Here is a 15,874-nt window from a genome sequence, read left to right on the forward strand (position 1 = left end):
AATATTTAGTATGCCCATTTATGGAAAAAAGATGAAAAAAAATAGGAACCCGCTTGGATGGGTTCCTGATTTCATTATTCAGATGGTTTCTCCTGTGGTGCCGCCACTTTCCAAATAGAAGAGACTTTTCCGTTTTCTCCTTCATCCAAAACAAACGATCCGTTTGAATAGCGATCACTAAAGTGAATTTCGCCAGTCTTTAACATTTCGATATGTCCTTTTTCAGTCAAAATGAAAATTTCATCCTCGTCCTTGGCAGTGACAAAACCGGTAATCTTGTGTGGATTTGCTTTTAATTCGCGCAGAACCACAACACCCCGTTTCGCACGGGAAGTAAGTTCAAATTCAGATAATTTCATTCGTTTAACCGCGCCGCGCTGGGTGGCAACCACGATGGTGTCGTCCTTGCTGCCAGGTGCAAGAATTTGACCGCTAACAACATAATCGCCATCTTTTAAATTCATGCCCTTTACGCCGGCGGCACGAACACCGACAATGCTAATTTCCTCTTCAGCAAACCATAAGGCGTAACCGTAATGGGAAATGAGGAAAACCTCCTTGCTGCCATCGGTCAAATGAACGTCGACAACTTGGTCATCTTCCTTCAGATTGACAGCGACCAGCGGTTTGGAATGGCGCTGTGCCTTGTACTGTTTCAGTTCGGTTTTCTTGGCCATTCCGTTTTTCGTGATAAAGACCAGGAATGCTTCCGTAGCCTCAAAATCCTTCACTGGGATCGCCTTGATGATATCTTCATCGCGGTCAATCGGGATGATATTGGCAATATGCTGGCCAAGGTCCTTCCAACGAATATCCGGAAGTTCATGTACCGGACAATACAGGTAATTTCCTTTATTTGTGAATAGGAGCAATACGTCCTGGGTATTCATCTCAAGCTGTGCCAGCAAGCGATCCGATTCCTTCATCGCCAAATCTTGGCCATTCGATGCGGCAAAGGAGCGTGGGCTTGTCCGTTTCACATAGCCGTGTTCGGTTACCGTAACAATGACGTCTTCACTAGGGACCAAGACTTCCAAATTGATTTTAATTTCTTCAATTTCCGCCTCGATTTTCGAGCGCCGTTCATCGGAAAACCGCTTTTTAACCTCTTTTAACTCTTTTTTAATAACTGAATGAAGCTTTTTCTCGCTTTCCAAAATGCTGGTAAGCTCCTCAATTCTTTTTGCCAATTCCTCCGCTTCATTTCTTAACGCAGTAATGTCCGTGTTGGTTAAGCGGTAAAGTTGCAAGGATACAATAGCTTCTGCCTGTAGTTCTGTAAACGCAAATTTCGCGATTAAGTTATCCTTTGCATCACGCTTGTCCTTTGAGGCACGGATTGTCGCGATGACTTCATCGAGGATTGATAAAGCCTTCATCAGTCCTTCGACGATATGTTGGCGTTCCTTTGCTTTCGCCAGGTCAAATTTGGTTCTTCTTGTAACGACTTCCTTTTGGTGTGAAATATAGGCATCAAGCAGCTCGCGCAAGCCCATTAGCTTTGGCCGTTTGTTATAAATTGCGACCATATTAAAGTTATAGGTAACCTGGAGATCGCTATTTTTAAATAAAAACGCTAAAATGCCCTCGGCATCGGCATCCTTCTTTAATTCAATAGCAATCCTAAGGCCAGTCCGGTCCGTTTCGTCACGAACCTCGGAAATTCCTTCGACTTTCCGGTCAAACCGCAATTCGTCGATTTTTTTTACCAGATTCGCTTTGTTGACCTCGTACGGGATTTCCGTTATCACAATTTGCTGCTTGCCGCCGCGGATCTCCTCAATTTCTGTTTTCCCACGAACGATAATTTTACCTTTACCAGTTTCATAGGCTTTTTTAATGCCATCAAGTCCTTGAATAATCCCGCCCGTCGGGAAATCCGGCCCCTTGATCACGGTCAATAATTCATCCACAGACACCATAGGATTGTCCATTCTCATGATGACGGCATCAATGACTTCTCCTAGTTGATGCGGCGGAATATCTGTCGCATAACCTGCAGAAATACCGGTAGAGCCGTTAACTAGCAGATTGGGAAAAGCGGCCGGCAGAACGGTCGGTTCCTTGGAAGTGTCATCAAAGTTCGGAATAAATTCAACCGTATCTTTCTCAATGTCGCGCATAAGCTCTGCCGATATCGCAGACAGGCGCGCTTCCGTATAACGCATCGCTGCAGGTGGGTCACCGTCGACACTACCGTTGTTCCCGTGCATTTCGACAAGAACATTGCGAACCTTCCAATCCTGACTCATTCGCACCATTGCTTCGTACACAGAGGAGTCACCATGCGGGTGATAGTTACCGATAACGTTCCCGACAGTTTTGGCGGCTTTTCGAAAGCCTTTGTCATGCGTATTGCCTTCTACATGCATCGCATATAAAATTCTCCGCTGCACGGGCTTTAAGCCATCGCGCGCATCGGGAAGGGCACGTTCTTGTATAATGTATTTACTATAGCGGCCAAAACGGTCACCAATTACATCTTCCAAAGGCAGGTCACGGAATTTCTCGGTTGCACTCATCCTTCATTCCCCCCCTCGGAAACAGAGATATTTTCATTTTCCAAAATGTTATCATCTTCCTCTAAACCGAACGCCACATTGCTTTCAATCCATTTCCGGCGCGGTTCCACTTTATCGCCCATCAGCGTCGTAACCCGGCGTTCCGCACGTGCGGCGTCGTCGATTTTCACCCGGATCAGCGTACGTTTTTCCGGGTCCATCGTTGTTTCCCACAGCTGGTCGGCATTCATTTCGCCAAGACCTTTATAGCGCTGAATAATATAGCCGCGGCCAACCTTCTTCATGGCCGTTTGCAATTCCTGTTCATTCCAGGCATATTCAATGATTTCTTTTTTGCCGGTGCCCTTGCTGACTTTGTAAAGCGGAGGTAGGGCAATATAAACTCGTCCTGCTTCCACAAGCGGCTTCATGTATCGGTAAAAGAATGTTAGCAATAATACCTGGATATGGGCTCCGTCCGTGTCGGCATCGGTCATAATAATGATTTTATCGTAGTTAATATCTTCAAGATTAAAATCAGTGCCGACCCCGCCGCCGATCGTGTAAATCATTGTATTGATTTCTTCGTTTTTAAAAATGTCAGCCAGCTTTGCTTTTTCAGTATTGATAACTTTACCTCTTAGCGGAAGGACAGCCTGGAAACGGCGGTCGCGGCCTTGCTTCGCAGAACCGCCCGCTGAATCCCCCTCAACCAGGTAAAGCTCATTTTTTTGCGGGTTGCGTGATTGTGCCGGTGTCAATTTACCGGACAGCATTGCCTCGGAGCGTTTGCGTTTCTTGCCGCTTCTCGCATCCTCACGGGCTTTTCTGGCCGCTTCGCGTGCTTGAAAGGCTTTCACTGATTTTTTGACAAGCAGTGAGCTGATATCCGGGTTTTCTTCCAAGAAGTAGGAAAGATGTTCAGAGACAACCGCATCTACAGCCGATCTCGCTTCACTTGTGCCCAATTTTCCTTTTGTTTGGCCCTCAAATTGCAATAGCTGTTCCGGGATCCGCACTGAAACGATTGCGGACAATCCTTCGCGAATATCGGCCCCATCAAGGTTTTTGTCTTTGTCCTTTAATAAGCCAACCTTGCGGGCATGGTCGTTAAACACCCTTGTCATTGCCGTTTTGGCTCCGATTTCGTGGGTGCCGCCGTCTTTAGTGCGAACGTTGTTAACAAACGACAGGACGTTTTCTGAATAGCCGTCATTGAATTGAAAGGCAAAATCCACTTCAATTCCGTTTTGTGAACCCTCAAAGCTGACTACCGGATGAAGGGAATCCTTCTCTTCATTCAAATAAGCGACAAAAGCCTCAATCCCATTCTCATAATGGTAGGTTTCGCGCACATCATTCCGCTCATCAATAATCTCGATTTTTAACCCTTTTAATAAAAATGCCGACTCTCTTAACCTCTCACCCAGCGTTTCAAAATTATAGCTGATGGTCGAGAAAATGGTCGGGTCTGGTTTAAAGTGAATGGTGGTTCCGCTTTGGTTCGTTTTACCGATTTTCTCAAGTGTAGTTACAGGCTTTCCGCCATTTTCAAATCGCTGTTCATACGTAAAGCCGTCACGCTTGATGGTGACGACCAGCCATTCCGACAATGCGTTCACGACAGATGCACCAACACCGTGCAAACCGCCGCTTGTCTTATAGCCGCCCTGGCCGAATTTACCCCCGGCGTGGAGGATCGTTAAGATGACCTCAGGGGTCGGTTTCCCCATTTTATGCATGCCCGTAGGCATCCCGCGTCCTTTGTCAACGACGCTGATTGAATTGTCTTTATGGATTTTTACAATGATGTGGTCGCCAAACCCTGCAAGCGCTTCATCCACCGCGTTATCGACAATTTCATAAACGAGATGATGAAGACCCCGTGAATCTGTGCTGCCGATGTACATCCCCGGGCGCTTTCGGACCGCTTCGAGACCTTCAAGCACCTGGATGGCATCATCATTATAATCAAAAGCTTGCTGATTTCTTGCCACTAAAATACCCCTTTCATTCCCTCACAAAAGAAACACTTTTTCTATTTATAAACAATCATTTAAAAAAATGAATGAAGTTTAAAACATTCCAGAACAAATGTTTGTTACTTAATTTTACCATAAGTTCTTTGCGTGTCTAAGCTTTATTTTAGCGATTTATTTTGATTTGGCAAATATGTATTTTATAACAACATCGATTTACGGTATCATTTCCCGGATAAAAAACAAAAAACTGCCCGATTTTTTGGCAGCTTTTTAGGATAATTATTGATTCCGTGTATAGGCGTGCATAACCTTAATGCAACGGTCCATAATCACTGTGTAGCCTTTTTCTTTTAAGAAATTGTAGGCGTCTTCATTGACGAGGCCTTGCTGTGCCCAAAAAACATCCGCATCAATTTCAACAAATTCCTTGGCAACATCTAATAATTGCTCGGAACGCCGGAATACGTTAACGATATCGACATGACCTTCAATGTCCTTTAATGACGCCACCGCTTTAACACCTAAAGCTTCATCGATTGTTGGGTTAACCGGGATGATCTCGTAACCCGCTTGCTGCATCACCTCGGAAACTTGGTAGGAGGTGCGCTCCGGATTATTGCTTAATCCGACAACCGCAATTCTTTTCGCTTTTTTCAAAATTGCCCCAATCTCTTCAAGGCTTGGATTTTCAATTGCCATGATTTTCACTCCTTATGTTGGTCCATTTTCTTTATTTTACCTGTTTATCAAAAAAATATATAACAAAAAGCTTCCGATTCCCGGAAGCCCTTGCAAAATAATTAAAAATCAGTCTTAACTGCTGCACTAACCTTTGGAACAAATAAGGTGAAGCGGGCCCCATTCCCAGTGTTTTCAACGGTAACGATTCCATTCATGTTTTCCATAATCTTTTTTGTCATGTAAAGTCCAAGCCCTGTGCCATGCGGCTTTGTTGTAAAATACGGAGCAAATATAGTTTTCATTAAGCTCGGTTCTATTCCTCCGGCATTATTGGTAAATTCCGCAGTAATGAACTGTTCTGTTTCGACGATTTTGATCGTCAAGATCCGACTGCTGCTTCCTGATTCCACAAAGGCATCCCTGGCATTGGTTAAGATATGCAAAACAGCTTGGCTGAATTCGTTAGGGAAGCCAAAGGCCGGCTGTTGCCCCCGGTATTCAAATCCCACCTCAATTCCATGATCTTTAAGCGTTTGGGAAAAAATAAACAGGGCATCTTCGATGGCATCCCCTACGGAAAATGTGCATTTTTCTTGATCGGGCTTATAGAACTTACGAAAATCGTTAATCGCTCGTGACATTAGATTGATTTGCATCATGCTTTCGCGGGTAAACCGGTCAATAAATTGCCCGTCAATCTCGCCAAATTCATCCGCCTCTTTTACATCCTGAATGAGATGGGATAGGTTTTTTAACGGGCGGCGCCATTGCTGGCCGATCGTGGTAATCATTTCACCCATCGCCGCAAGCCGAGCCTGTTGAATTAGCAACAGATCTTTCTCTTTGTTTTTGGCAATTTCATGTTGAAGGCGTTCCTCTAGTCGCCGATTAATCGCTTCGTATTTCTCTGCCAGATCCCGATAGCCTATTTGACTTTCTACTAGCCCTTTCATACATTCACATCCATTATTTTTTAGTATAGTAATAATCTATTGAACGGTCTAACTGTCACTAGTTTATTGTTATACTAATTATAGGTTTTTACCTGCACGGGTTTCTACAAGTTAACAAATGGTTAGAAAATTCTCCATACATTTGTAATAAAATTGACGTTAAATCTTCTTAATTTTTAGGAAAAATTTCCTGTTGATTTTCTTTCTTTTTGACGTTACAGGGTAAAAAAATAACCGGCAGGAAGCCGGTTCAGTCGTTTTGGGTCACAATTTGATCAGGGATTAAATTTAAAGCCGTCCAAGCTGTTTGGTCCCCGAATAGCCTAGACCAACTGGCTACTCCTGCCAGTTCATATTTCATAGACAAATCTGCGCGTTTTTTCAAAGACATTTCATCTTCAATCCATATTTTATAGGTGGCGTTCTCTCCTTGGTCAAGATATTCAGCGTAATTCTGGCCAGATTCAGGGTCATAACTTGACTGCACACTTTTTTCCGTCAGCCATGCCTTTACCTTATCCATTGACATCGCTATTGAGGACACCTCAACATTCCCGTCAGCGCCAGTTTGCTCCTTCCACAGCCTTGCATATAACGGTACCCCTAGTATCAATTTTTCCTTTGGAACATCCTTTAGCAGCCTTTGCAGATTATTCTCCACCCATGGCAAGCTTGACACACTGCCGGGACCGGTGGCTTTTGTGTGCTCATCATAAGCCATTACCACCAAGTAATCGACTATTTCAGCAAGCATCGGCCGGTTGTAAAAAGACGACCAGTTATTATTTTCACCTGCGGCAAAAGTAATGTCCATCGAGACAATCAGCCCTGCTTTATGCAAATATGGAACTGCCTCCCGCATCAATTGCGTGACGAGCCGCCCATCCTCTGGATAGACGTTTTCAATATCAAAATTAATCCCGTTTAGTTGATACATTTGACTAAACGTAAGCAATAGCTGAATGATGTTCTTTCTTGATTCAAAATCTTTTAATGCATCATGGGTGAGCTCAGGGTCGAATGAATTGGAGAACAAGCCCCAAACCTGATAGCCCTTGCCTTGGGCCCATTTGCTATATTCCAGTGAGGCGAGGCTTTTAATTGAACCGTCTGCACCTGCAAGCGAAAACCAGGTCGGCGAAACGACATTCACCCCGGCCATGTCCGGTATTTTTGCAGAATTAGGGTTTTTTGTATAAACCGCTTCCCATGTTAAGTGAATCGGTCCGTTCATCTTAGGAGCTTGGGTTGTCTCTATTTCACGGTTGATGGTGATTTTTACAGGTTCTCCCTTTGTAATATATTCTTTTTTGAGATAGCCGCCGATTCCATTCGCTTTCCTGACGAAATAAAAATCATCCTTTTCTCCCTCAATCGTGACCGCTTCCTTTGGCTTCATTTCCGTCACATATGGCGTTTGCCAAGAAGCGCCGGTGCGCAACCTTAACTTTTCTTTATTAATATCATTTTCTATCACTCTGGCAGATATGAATTGGTCCCCATCAGCCTGAATCAGTATCGCCCCGCTGTCCGGCAATTTCTCATATTGAATGCCGTAAAATGGCAGGATGGCGTCGAGCGCGACAAAAATCCTGCCATCCCGTGAAATAATCGGTGAAAGCTGCAAATCGACCGGTGCATCGTTGACAAAATAGGTTAACGAATCGGTGGGCATCTGAACAACTTTACTTTTCGTCGTAATGATCATGGATTTTGATTTTTCATCATAAAGAATGCTTTGATCGATCTGTTCCTGCAAAAATGCCAAGGGGACAAAAAGGGAATTTCCCTCAACAAGGGCATTGGCCTGTTGCTGTCCCTTAAAAAGGATTGGAAACTGGCCGTTAAAATAAGTCTTTTTTTCTTCCGAAGCAAACGGATATAATAATAGAATAATCGAAGAAAAAACCAGCAATAAACAGCAGACAATGCCCGTAATCAGCCATTTTTTTGATTGTTTTTTTGTTTTATGAATTTCAATCTGTGCCATATATCTCACTCCCGTATATAATCGTACGGTAAGAAGGATGAAATGAAAAGAAATTTCTTAATTAAATAGTAAGTTTAGCGACAATACATAGACTATAGTGTTTTTTGAATAATACATGGTAAAATAAAAGAACCCGAATTTTTAATTGAAGGAGCTATCATTAAATGATTCAAATTATTCTCGTAATCATCCTCGCCTATTTGCTTGGGTCGATTCCCTCAGGGTTAATCATTGGAAAGACCTTTTATAAAACCGATATCCGCCAGCATGGCAGCGGTAATTTGGGCGGAACTAATACATTCCGGACACTTGGTGTGAAAGCAGGTTTAATCGTAACCATTGCTGATATTTTAAAAGGGACTTTGGCCGCAGCACTGCCTGGTTTGCTTTCCATTGATATGAATCCATTAATACCTGGTTTGTTGGCTGTTTTCGGGCATACCTATCCAATCTTTGCCGGATTCCGCGGCGGGAAAGCCGTAGCAACCTCCGGAGGAGTTCTACTGTTTTATGCACCATTTTTGTTTATAACCCTGCTGTTGTCCTTTTTTATCAGTCTATACATAACGAAGTATGTGTCCTTGTCTTCAATGATCGCCGGCGTGATTGCCGTTCTTTATGTGTTGACGACCGGCGTGATTCAAAAATTGGACATCCCCCTTTTAGTCGCGGTATTCTTATTGGCCTCCTTCGTGGTTTACCGGCACAGGGCTAATATTAAAAGAATTAAGAATAAAACGGAGCCAAAAATAAGTTGGTTGTAAACAGGAAAAAAGGACCCCTCAAGGTCCTTTTAATTTTCATGAAACTTTCATTTTTCTTCCGGCTGTGGAGTAGTAATTAGAGTAAACTTAAGTTACCAAACTGCTTCATACCGGGAGGGACGTTAGATGGAAACGTGTAAACAAAATTTTATATTTTCTACCCTTGTTTCCGACAGCACGGATGTGAATGAATTTATCATTGAATTTTATGAAAACGCCGCCGATGAATCTCCTATAAAGATTACTAAAAATTTTGATGAACTACTCGATTTTTTAAATGAATTAGAGAATTAAACTGAGAAACAGAGTCCTTTATATCGGGACTCTGTTTTTGCATAAAAAATTATTCCAAAATTCCGAATAATCCACTATAGTAGTATTAAAGAACTATATAAAAATAGTACTATCGGAGGATGTATGAAAAAAAGTGCCGTTATCCCATCTTTTCTGATCATAATAGGATGTAGCTTCTTGGCCTCCTTTCTCATCGTGCAACAACAAGAGCTTTCACAACAACCTGTCGTCGCAAAAGCTTCAGCCAGCCATAAGCCGCGTTTATTCGAAAATATTCAGCACGCCTATACCCCAAAAATTACGGTCGCTGCCATTGGCGATATCCTGATTCACAGCCCGCTTTATCGAGATGCTTTTAATGGGGCCAATTACGATTTTAACCCGATGTTTGAACAGGTTAAACCGTTGCTGCAAAATCCGGATATTCTTACAGCCAACCAGGAAAGCATGCTAGGCGGAGTTGAACTAGGTTTATCCGGTTACCCTAAATTCAACAGCCCGCACCAAGTGGCCGATGCTCTCCAGGAAAATGGAGTTGACATCGTTTCAACAGCGAATAACCATACATTGGATCGTGGCGAGAAAGGAATCCGGTCGGAATCGGCCTATTTCAACAGCATAGGATTGCCGTACGTTGGCAGCTTTATCGATGCTGCTGACCAGAAAACCCTAAGGATTATCGAAAAAAACGGGATCAGGCTAGCGTTTCTTTCCTATACTTACGGAACGAACGGAATTTCTGTCCCAAAGGGAAAAGATTACTTAGTCAATATCATCGACCGCGAACGGATGGCACAAGAAATAGACCGGGCTAAAGCCGAGGTAGATGTTGTCATTATGAGCATTCATTGGGGAATTGAATACCAACGGAATCCGACCAACCAGCAAAAAGAGCTGGCAAACTTTTTAGCAAATAAGGGTGTTGACATCATTTTTGGTTCTCATCCACATGTTCTGCAACCAATGGAATGGATTCAAAGAGAAGATGGGAGAAAGACCTTTGTCGTCTATTCATTGGGGAACTTCCTTTCAGCCCAGACTGGCCAGTATAAAGATATTGGCGGGATCGCAAGCGTTGATATCACTCTCGATAAATCCGCGGCGGCAACGATGGTGGAGCTGACAAATCCAGTCTTTTATCCGACATATGTTACAAAAGTAAATAATCATTACCGGGTAGTGCCGTTGGAGGAAGCAACCACAATTGGGCTTCCTAATGCGGTTGCAAAAAATAACGAAATTCAGGAACATATGGTACAATGGCTCCGATGAACCAATAGAAAAAACATGGATTCACGGGGGAAGGCCGGATGGAAAATCGGAACAATATCGGGGTTTTGATAAGTATTCAGTTTACGATTATGATTTTTCTTTTATCAAGAGGCATCTACACACCCTTCTTTGCGTTACTAGTTTGTTTATTCCTGACCATCCTCTTTTTAAAAGAACATAATCGAATTTTCACCTGGATTCTGCTCGCCTTTTTCGTTGGACATTTAACGACAGCCTATGGCGATCAATTCCTGGAAAGCTATCATTTTTCGCCCGCGTCTAATGTTATAATTAGTCAATTGCTTGGTCTGATTCCAGTCGTGTTGGTCATTTATATTTTAGCGCAATTCAAGCAGAAACTATGGTATGACGGCGGGAAACAAAGAGTGGCACTATTGAATTTGAAAGGGTTTTTGTTTTTTACTGGCTTATTACTTTTCGTTATTTTGGGGCTGCTTTTCTCTCAAAAAGTAAACATAAGTTTCAGAGCTGTTTCATTCATTTTACTGGTTTCAATTATTCACGCTTTAGTAGATGAAGTTTTATGGCGTGGATTGCTGCTCCCCCAGTTCATCAAAACAATAGGTAAAAGCTGGGCTATGATCATTTCAAGTATCGCTTTCGGTTTGAGTTCGACGATGTTTGGTATATCAGTGCAAATTAGCTTCATCTTCATCGGCTTAGGCTTACTATTGACGTTTTTAACCGTTAAGACAAACAGTGTTCTTTCTGCGTTCGTCGTCCATACTTTGATTACGGTCATTATATTGTTAAGTGGCATGGTATTTCTGCCAATATAAAACGAGGGCACACATCAGTTCTTGTGTATGCCCTCGTTTTTATCCCAAATATGTTGATACTGCCCTTCCTGAAGCAGGATTTCCTTCTGTTTCGGTCCTATTAAATCAAAGTGGGAATAGCCGTCCTTCCGATGGTCAATCCACTCTTTTTTCAGTCCGTATTTCTTCCCCCATTGTACTAGCCGATCAAGGTCACCACAGCCAACCTTTGTTACGGTATTATACCCAGGGAAACGGTCATCGAGCCAATAATGGGTGAGAAAAGCAATTTCGCCACGGTCGATTTTCTCTTTCCATTCGATCACGTCACGTCTCTTAATCCCAAACGCCACCCATGCCTCACCTCTTACTTCTTTTTAATTTCCTCGTACTTTAAAAACCATTCAGGGAATGCCTTTTTAAACGAGGTCGGTCGAAAATTATTCTTCTTCACAATAATATGAGTCGAAGTTCCCTCGGCACATACTTCATCATTGCCGTTCATAATGGAGTAGCCATAAATGGTTTTAATGCCGTCATTAAGCTCAACCCAGGTTTTCACAAAGGCCTTGTCGCCGTAACGAAGTGGTTTTTTGTAGGTGATTCCAATATCATACACCGGAGCATAATAGCCAGCCTCTTCCATCGATAAATAATTGTAGCCAAGGTCTTCGATTAAGCCTGTCCGGCCGAGCTCGAAGAACTTTAAATAGTTGGCATGATAAATCACGCCCATCATGTCTGTATCAGCATAATAAAGCTGAATTTCCCTAGTTGAAACAAAATAATGATCCATTACAGCTCCACTCCCACTATTTTTTCAATTGCCCTTTGCACATCCTCAGTTTCGAGAATCAGCGATTTCTCCAACAGATTTTCACCGGGATCGTCATTCATCAATCTGGCCGCCTGAGCCTGAATCATTTCATCGACCAAATTGGTTGCAAACCGGCCATTTCCTCGAGTTGTTTCTGTTTCAAGGGTATCTATTAGCATTTGTTTTGCCTTGTCTGTCACGCTGTATTGAAAGCTCCCCGCATATGAAACGATAATTTCCAATAATTCTTCTGGAGAATGGTCAGGAAAGAAGAAGAATTTTTTAAACCGCGAACGCAGGCCTGGATTGCTTTCAAGCAGAACATTCATTTCTGTTGGGTAACCTGCTAAAATCACAACCAAGTTCTCGTTCTGCTTGGTCATTTCATCAACCAGCGTATCAATGACTTCTTTCCCAAAGTCTCCTGAGGTTTGGCTCAGCAGCGAGTATGCTTCATCAATAAAAAGTACTCCGCCAAGTGCTTCTCTGATTTTTCGCTTCGTTTTTTCAGCCGTTTGCCCCACATACCCTGCAACAAAGTCGGCCCTGCTGGTTACAATTAAATGCCCGCGCTTTAATAGCCCGCATTCCTTTAACAGCTCGGAATAAATCTTGGCCACAGTGGTTTTACCGGTCCCAGGGTTTCCCGTAAACACGGAATGCAGTTGGACTGGCACTGTAGGCAGACCATTATTTCGGCGAAATTGCTGCATTTTTACAAACGATACCAATGTACGAATTTCTGCTTTTAACGATTCAAGACCGATTAGATTGTTGAGCTTATCATTCGGTGATTCCGCTTGATCCTCACGATCGACGGTAAAGTCCGCTTTGGTTAAAAGCATAAATTGGAGCAGGTCGTCCCCGGATGTATCCGCCCCTTTTTTAAAGATCGCATCCATCACAATATTGCGGACCGTTCTGGCATTGCCAAATGTATCGTCCACACGCTCCTGGTCAAGGCGATGACTGATCTCAAGCTTCGCGTCAGCAGTTAGGTAATAATCATTATCCATGGCAGTTGATTCGGCAATTTGAATTAATTCATCATTGGAGTAATTCGGCAAATGGATAAAGTTTGATTGTGGAAACCGGCTGCGCAGGCCGGGATTGGCGTGTAAAAACGTCCGCATTTCTTCTGGATAGCCTGCCAGGATGACTGCGAATTTACCGCCATATTCATGTGACGTCATCAAGGAAACGAGCGTATCAACCGCAGCCTGTCCGTAGTCATTGCCTGATTGACCTTCACGTTTCAAGCTATAGGCTTCATCAATAAATAAAACACCGCCGACAGCCCGTTCGACAACCATTCTGACGTTTTCTTCTGTCTGGCCGACAAATGAGCCAACTAGCTGCGACCGATTGGTTTCGATTACCTTCTCGCGTGGCAGAACCCCAAGCTCGTGATAAATTTTCGCCAACAGTCTCGCGAGAGTGGTTTTCCCAGTACCGGGATTCCCAGTTAGGACCATATTAAGGCTCATTTCGTCTTTACTGGCAAAACCAAGCTTTTTTCGTTGCTGCTGGTATTTTAAAAACCGGTAGTAATCATTGACGCGTTTTTTGACGGATTCCATGCCGATTAAGCCGTGCAATTGGTCCAAAGCAGTTTTTTCAGTACTGGCTGGCTCCACTTCATCCGTTATAAAAAGCTGCTGCCAGTTCGTTTTGATTTCTTCTACATTGGCTAAATGAAATTTTAAAGCATCGTAGTAGGTGGCGGTATGAAATACACCTGTGATCGATTGGTCATATTCCTCTGCGGCTTTCAACAAGCTGCTTGTTTCACTTATCGCAGAAGTCAGCAATTCATAGAGCTTGCGGTAAGTTTGAAAAATATTTTTATCCATCATGGTCGAGGCAAGATCAAGCTTCGCCTCTAGGGCCGGAAGCTGCTCCTCACCCGTTTGCAAAAACCTCTGGCATACACTTATGTAATGCTGTGATACTTTCTTTTTTGCCGTGCGGTTATCTGTTTCCCTGATGGCCGGAAAGGCAAGTGAGTCCAACATATCTTTAAAGTCATGCCAATCGGTTCGTACAAGGACCTCCTTCGCTTGTTTGTTTTCGGGGCTAAGAGTGATCGCTTTTTCAAGCAAAGTAGGAGCCAATGGATCTTGGTGATCGCGGCCAAGTCTTGACAGTGCTAATAATGTTAGCAACTTTGAGGAGGTTCTAACATCCTGTTCCTCGCTATAGGCTTCGAGGACATGGCTTTCCTCTTTAAGCACCCCTGCTTCATTTAGCTCGTTCTCCCACGTATGGATTTGTTCTTGTTTATCTTGATTCATTCATTATCACATCACTATAAAAATTTCTTTCCCTATCTTACCACAAAGTCAGCTCTCCGGCGAAACAAACGGCATTAGAAAAGGACCCGTTTAGCTGGAACAGGTCCTTTGTGTGGTTTATTTTTGATCTCTGACCTCATCTTTGATTTCAGAACGGAAGGATTCAATGCTTTCACGTCTACGCTCATTTTTTTCCTGGATTTGTCGGCGCTGTGTATCGCTGTCTGTTAACGCCATTGACTCTTCAGCCGCTTCCATGTTTTGGATCGTGTTTTCAATCATGTTTTGCAGCTTTTCAACGTTATCGCTGCGGTCATCTGGGTTTGGTTTGTTGTTATAGGTCATTCGCTGTTCCTCCTTAAAATGTACTCACTACAGATATAGTTTGTATCGACAGCGAAAAAATATCACGGCAATGTTTGCCTTAATGACTAAAAATTTCGTTATTTTCAACACAACAAAAAGACCCTTAGCCGATTTGGCTTGGGTCTATAATTGATGTTTATTCGCCTTTTGTTTGCATTACCTGAGCGTGTTTGCCTGAGGTGTCTTGCATTTGATTTCCTTTATTTGCAGTCGATCTTCTAGGTTGTGTCCCTACATGTGAAGGTCGGAAACGTTTTGTTTGATACCCTTTACCCATTCACTATCCCCCCTTATGTACATTTTGTCCAAAGGGCGCTAAACGATGAATGGTAAACTTTTGGGTTACTCAGCTTTGCCGAGACGTTTTGCTTCAATACGCTGTTCGATTTTTTCCATTGCAGCACGGTCTTTCAAAAGTTGTGATTTATTTTCAGATACTAGTTCTGCAAATGAACGTTTTCTTGGTTTTCTCATTTGTATCACCTTCCTTACTTACTATTGTAACAGTAATTATGCCCGGAAACGGTTGCAATTATTACAACTTTTTGAAAATTTATTCGTTTTTTTCTTTTTTCGAATAAAAAAAGACATTGGCTTTGAACCAATGCCTGATTTCACTATTTTAATTTGCCAACCTGTTCTTTCATGTCCTTATACTTCATGGATCCAACAAATTTATGCTGAATAATTCCTTTACTGTCTATAAAGTAAGTGGTTGGAATCGACAGGACCTTGTACTCCTCGTTCACCGCATCTTCGGTATCTAACGGGATTGGGAACGTAATTTTATATTCATCTATAAATGCTTGAACATCCAATTGCGGGTCAATGTTTACTGCCAAAATGGTCACTTCATCGCCTACTTCCTGATGAAACTTTTCCATATCCGGCATTTCCGCTTTACATGGCGGACACCAGGTTGCCCAGAAATTGAGCATTACTTTTTTCCCTTTTAAATCGGAAAGCTTCACAGTTTCGCCAGTCAATGTTTTCAATTCAAAATCCGGGGCCTTTGAGCCTACTGCAGGGCCTTTCTGGCTTGCAGCGGTTTGACTCGCTGGTTCGCGTTCATCTGTCTGTTTATTAACTGCTTGGACAATTGCTACGGTTAATAACGAAATTAACAACACGGCAGCAATGACTTTTTTCCACATCCCGAATCTCTCCTTCGTTTCAGTACT

Annotated in this window: 16 protein-coding genes; 4 read left to right on the forward strand and 12 right to left on the reverse strand. The window is 42.9% G+C overall.

Going from position 1 to position 15,874, the window contains the following annotated elements:
* Window positions 1–74 precede the first annotated feature (74 nt).
* From parC to AR334_RS03205, 5 genes are all read right to left on the reverse strand, one after another.
* The gene (gene parC, locus AR334_RS03185) at window positions 75–2,522 is read right to left on the reverse strand and encodes a DNA topoisomerase IV subunit A (protein ID WP_066304821.1); all 2,448 of its coding nucleotides are present in this window, start codon (window positions 2,520–2,522) and stop codon (window positions 75–77) included.
* Window positions 2,519–4,498 (reverse strand): DNA topoisomerase IV subunit B, encoded by a 1,980-nt coding sequence (gene parE / locus AR334_RS03190; RefSeq protein ID WP_066304823.1) that lies wholly within the window; start codon window positions 4,496–4,498, stop codon window positions 2,519–2,521. The genes parC and parE overlap by 4 nt, the downstream gene beginning before the upstream one ends.
* 264 nt (window positions 4,499–4,762) lie before the next feature.
* The gene (locus AR334_RS03195) at window positions 4,763–5,182 is read right to left on the reverse strand and encodes a CoA-binding protein (RefSeq protein WP_066304826.1); all 420 of its coding nucleotides are present in this window, start codon (window positions 5,180–5,182) and stop codon (window positions 4,763–4,765) included.
* Between the two features lie 101 nt (window positions 5,183–5,283).
* Window positions 5,284–6,117, reverse strand: coding sequence for a sensor histidine kinase (locus tag AR334_RS03200; RefSeq protein ID WP_066304827.1), 834 nt, complete (start codon window positions 6,115–6,117; stop codon window positions 5,284–5,286).
* Window positions 6,118–6,367: 250 nt separating this feature from the next.
* Entirely contained in the window at window positions 6,368–8,107 is a 1,740-nt protein-coding gene (locus AR334_RS03205; protein WP_066304828.1) for a glycosyl hydrolase family 18 protein, read from the reverse strand.
* Window positions 8,108–8,271: 164 nt separating this feature from the next.
* Here AR334_RS03205 and plsY point away from each other — a divergent pair, with 164 nt between their 5' ends.
* From plsY to AR334_RS03220, 4 genes are all read left to right on the forward strand, one after another.
* A complete protein-coding gene (plsY, locus tag AR334_RS03210; protein ID WP_066304830.1) occupies window positions 8,272–8,871 on the forward strand; it encodes a glycerol-3-phosphate 1-O-acyltransferase PlsY in 600 nt (199 codons plus the stop codon).
* Window positions 8,872–8,997: 126 nt separating this feature from the next.
* Window positions 8,998–9,165, forward strand: coding sequence for a hypothetical protein (locus AR334_RS29335; protein ID WP_156431157.1), 168 nt, complete (start codon window positions 8,998–9,000; stop codon window positions 9,163–9,165).
* Window positions 9,166–9,288: 123 nt separating this feature from the next.
* The gene (locus tag AR334_RS03215; protein ID WP_066304833.1) at window positions 9,289–10,437 is read left to right on the forward strand and encodes a CapA family protein; all 1,149 of its coding nucleotides are present in this window, start codon (window positions 9,289–9,291) and stop codon (window positions 10,435–10,437) included.
* Window positions 10,438–10,475: 38 nt separating this feature from the next.
* On the forward strand, window positions 10,476–11,237 hold the full coding sequence (locus AR334_RS03220; RefSeq protein ID WP_066304835.1) for a CPBP family intramembrane glutamic endopeptidase: 762 nt from the start codon (window positions 10,476–10,478) through the stop codon (window positions 11,235–11,237).
* 14 nt (window positions 11,238–11,251) lie between these two features.
* Here the strand turns inward: AR334_RS03220 and AR334_RS03225 are convergent, their stop codons facing one another.
* The 7 genes from AR334_RS03225 to AR334_RS03255 form a co-directional block, all read right to left on the reverse strand.
* Window positions 11,252–11,569: a hypothetical protein gene (locus tag AR334_RS03225; RefSeq protein ID WP_066304837.1), complete on the reverse strand. Its 318-nt coding sequence runs from the start codon at window positions 11,567–11,569 to the stop codon at window positions 11,252–11,254.
* Between the two features lie 14 nt (window positions 11,570–11,583).
* Complete coding sequence (locus tag AR334_RS03230) at window positions 11,584–12,012, reverse strand: thioesterase family protein (RefSeq protein ID WP_066304838.1); 429 nt, start codon at window positions 12,010–12,012, stop codon at window positions 11,584–11,586.
* Window positions 12,012–14,327, reverse strand: coding sequence for an AAA family ATPase (locus AR334_RS03235; RefSeq protein WP_066304839.1), 2,316 nt, complete (start codon window positions 14,325–14,327; stop codon window positions 12,012–12,014). Before AR334_RS03235 ends, AR334_RS03230 begins: the two co-directional genes overlap by 1 nt.
* Window positions 14,328–14,444: 117 nt before the next feature.
* A complete protein-coding gene (tlp, locus tag AR334_RS03240) occupies window positions 14,445–14,672 on the reverse strand; it encodes a small acid-soluble spore protein Tlp (protein WP_066304841.1) in 228 nt (75 codons plus the stop codon).
* A gap of 157 nt (window positions 14,673–14,829) precedes the next feature.
* Window positions 14,830–14,970: an acid-soluble spore protein N gene (locus AR334_RS03245; RefSeq protein ID WP_066304845.1), complete on the reverse strand. Its 141-nt coding sequence runs from the start codon at window positions 14,968–14,970 to the stop codon at window positions 14,830–14,832.
* A gap of 65 nt (window positions 14,971–15,035) precedes the next feature.
* Window positions 15,036–15,167, reverse strand: a complete 132-nt coding sequence (locus AR334_RS03250) for an FbpB family small basic protein (protein WP_066304847.1) — start codon at window positions 15,165–15,167, stop codon at window positions 15,036–15,038.
* Between the two features lie 143 nt (window positions 15,168–15,310).
* Window positions 15,311–15,847: a peroxiredoxin gene (locus AR334_RS03255; protein WP_066304849.1), complete on the reverse strand. Its 537-nt coding sequence runs from the start codon at window positions 15,845–15,847 to the stop codon at window positions 15,311–15,313.
* Window positions 15,848–15,874 lie beyond the last annotated feature (27 nt).

This window comes from Bacillus sp. FJAT-29814 (genome assembly GCF_001510715.1).
GTDB lineage: Bacteria > Bacillota > Bacilli > Bacillales > Cytobacillaceae > Neobacillus.

Excerpts from the sequence above, each read along its gene's own strand:
- AR334_RS03250 (WP_066304847.1), bottom strand. The coding sequence starts at position 15,167 with ATGAGAAAACCAAGAAAACGTTCATTTGCAGAACTAGTATCTGAAAAT.
- AR334_RS03200 (WP_066304827.1), bottom strand. The coding sequence starts at position 6,117 with ATGAAAGGGCTAGTAGAAAGTCAAATAGGCTATCGGGATCTGGCAGAG.
- plsY (WP_066304830.1), top strand. The coding sequence starts at position 8,272 with ATGATTCAAATTATTCTCGTAATCATCCTCGCCTATTTGCTTGGGTCG.
- AR334_RS03235 (WP_066304839.1), bottom strand. The coding sequence starts at position 14,327 with ATGAATCAAGATAAACAAGAACAAATCCATACGTGGGAGAACGAGCTA.
- AR334_RS03215 (WP_066304833.1), top strand. The coding sequence starts at position 9,289 with ATGAAAAAAAGTGCCGTTATCCCATCTTTTCTGATCATAATAGGATGT.
- AR334_RS03245 (WP_066304845.1), bottom strand. The coding sequence starts at position 14,970 with ATGGGTAAAGGGTATCAAACAAAACGTTTCCGACCTTCACATGTAGGG.
- AR334_RS03220 (WP_066304835.1), top strand. The coding sequence starts at position 10,476 with ATGGAAAATCGGAACAATATCGGGGTTTTGATAAGTATTCAGTTTACG.
- AR334_RS03255 (WP_066304849.1), bottom strand. The coding sequence starts at position 15,847 with ATGTGGAAAAAAGTCATTGCTGCCGTGTTGTTAATTTCGTTATTAACC.
- parC (WP_066304821.1), bottom strand. The coding sequence starts at position 2,522 with ATGAGTGCAACCGAGAAATTCCGTGACCTGCCTTTGGAAGATGTAATT.
- AR334_RS03230 (WP_066304838.1), bottom strand. The coding sequence starts at position 12,012 with ATGGATCATTATTTTGTTTCAACTAGGGAAATTCAGCTTTATTATGCT.
- AR334_RS03195 (WP_066304826.1), bottom strand. The coding sequence starts at position 5,182 with ATGGCAATTGAAAATCCAAGCCTTGAAGAGATTGGGGCAATTTTGAAA.
- AR334_RS03205 (WP_066304828.1), bottom strand. The coding sequence starts at position 8,107 with ATGGCACAGATTGAAATTCATAAAACAAAAAAACAATCAAAAAAATGG.
- tlp (WP_066304841.1), bottom strand. The coding sequence starts at position 14,672 with ATGACCTATAACAACAAACCAAACCCAGATGACCGCAGCGATAACGTT.
- AR334_RS29335 (WP_156431157.1), top strand. The coding sequence starts at position 8,998 with ATGGAAACGTGTAAACAAAATTTTATATTTTCTACCCTTGTTTCCGAC.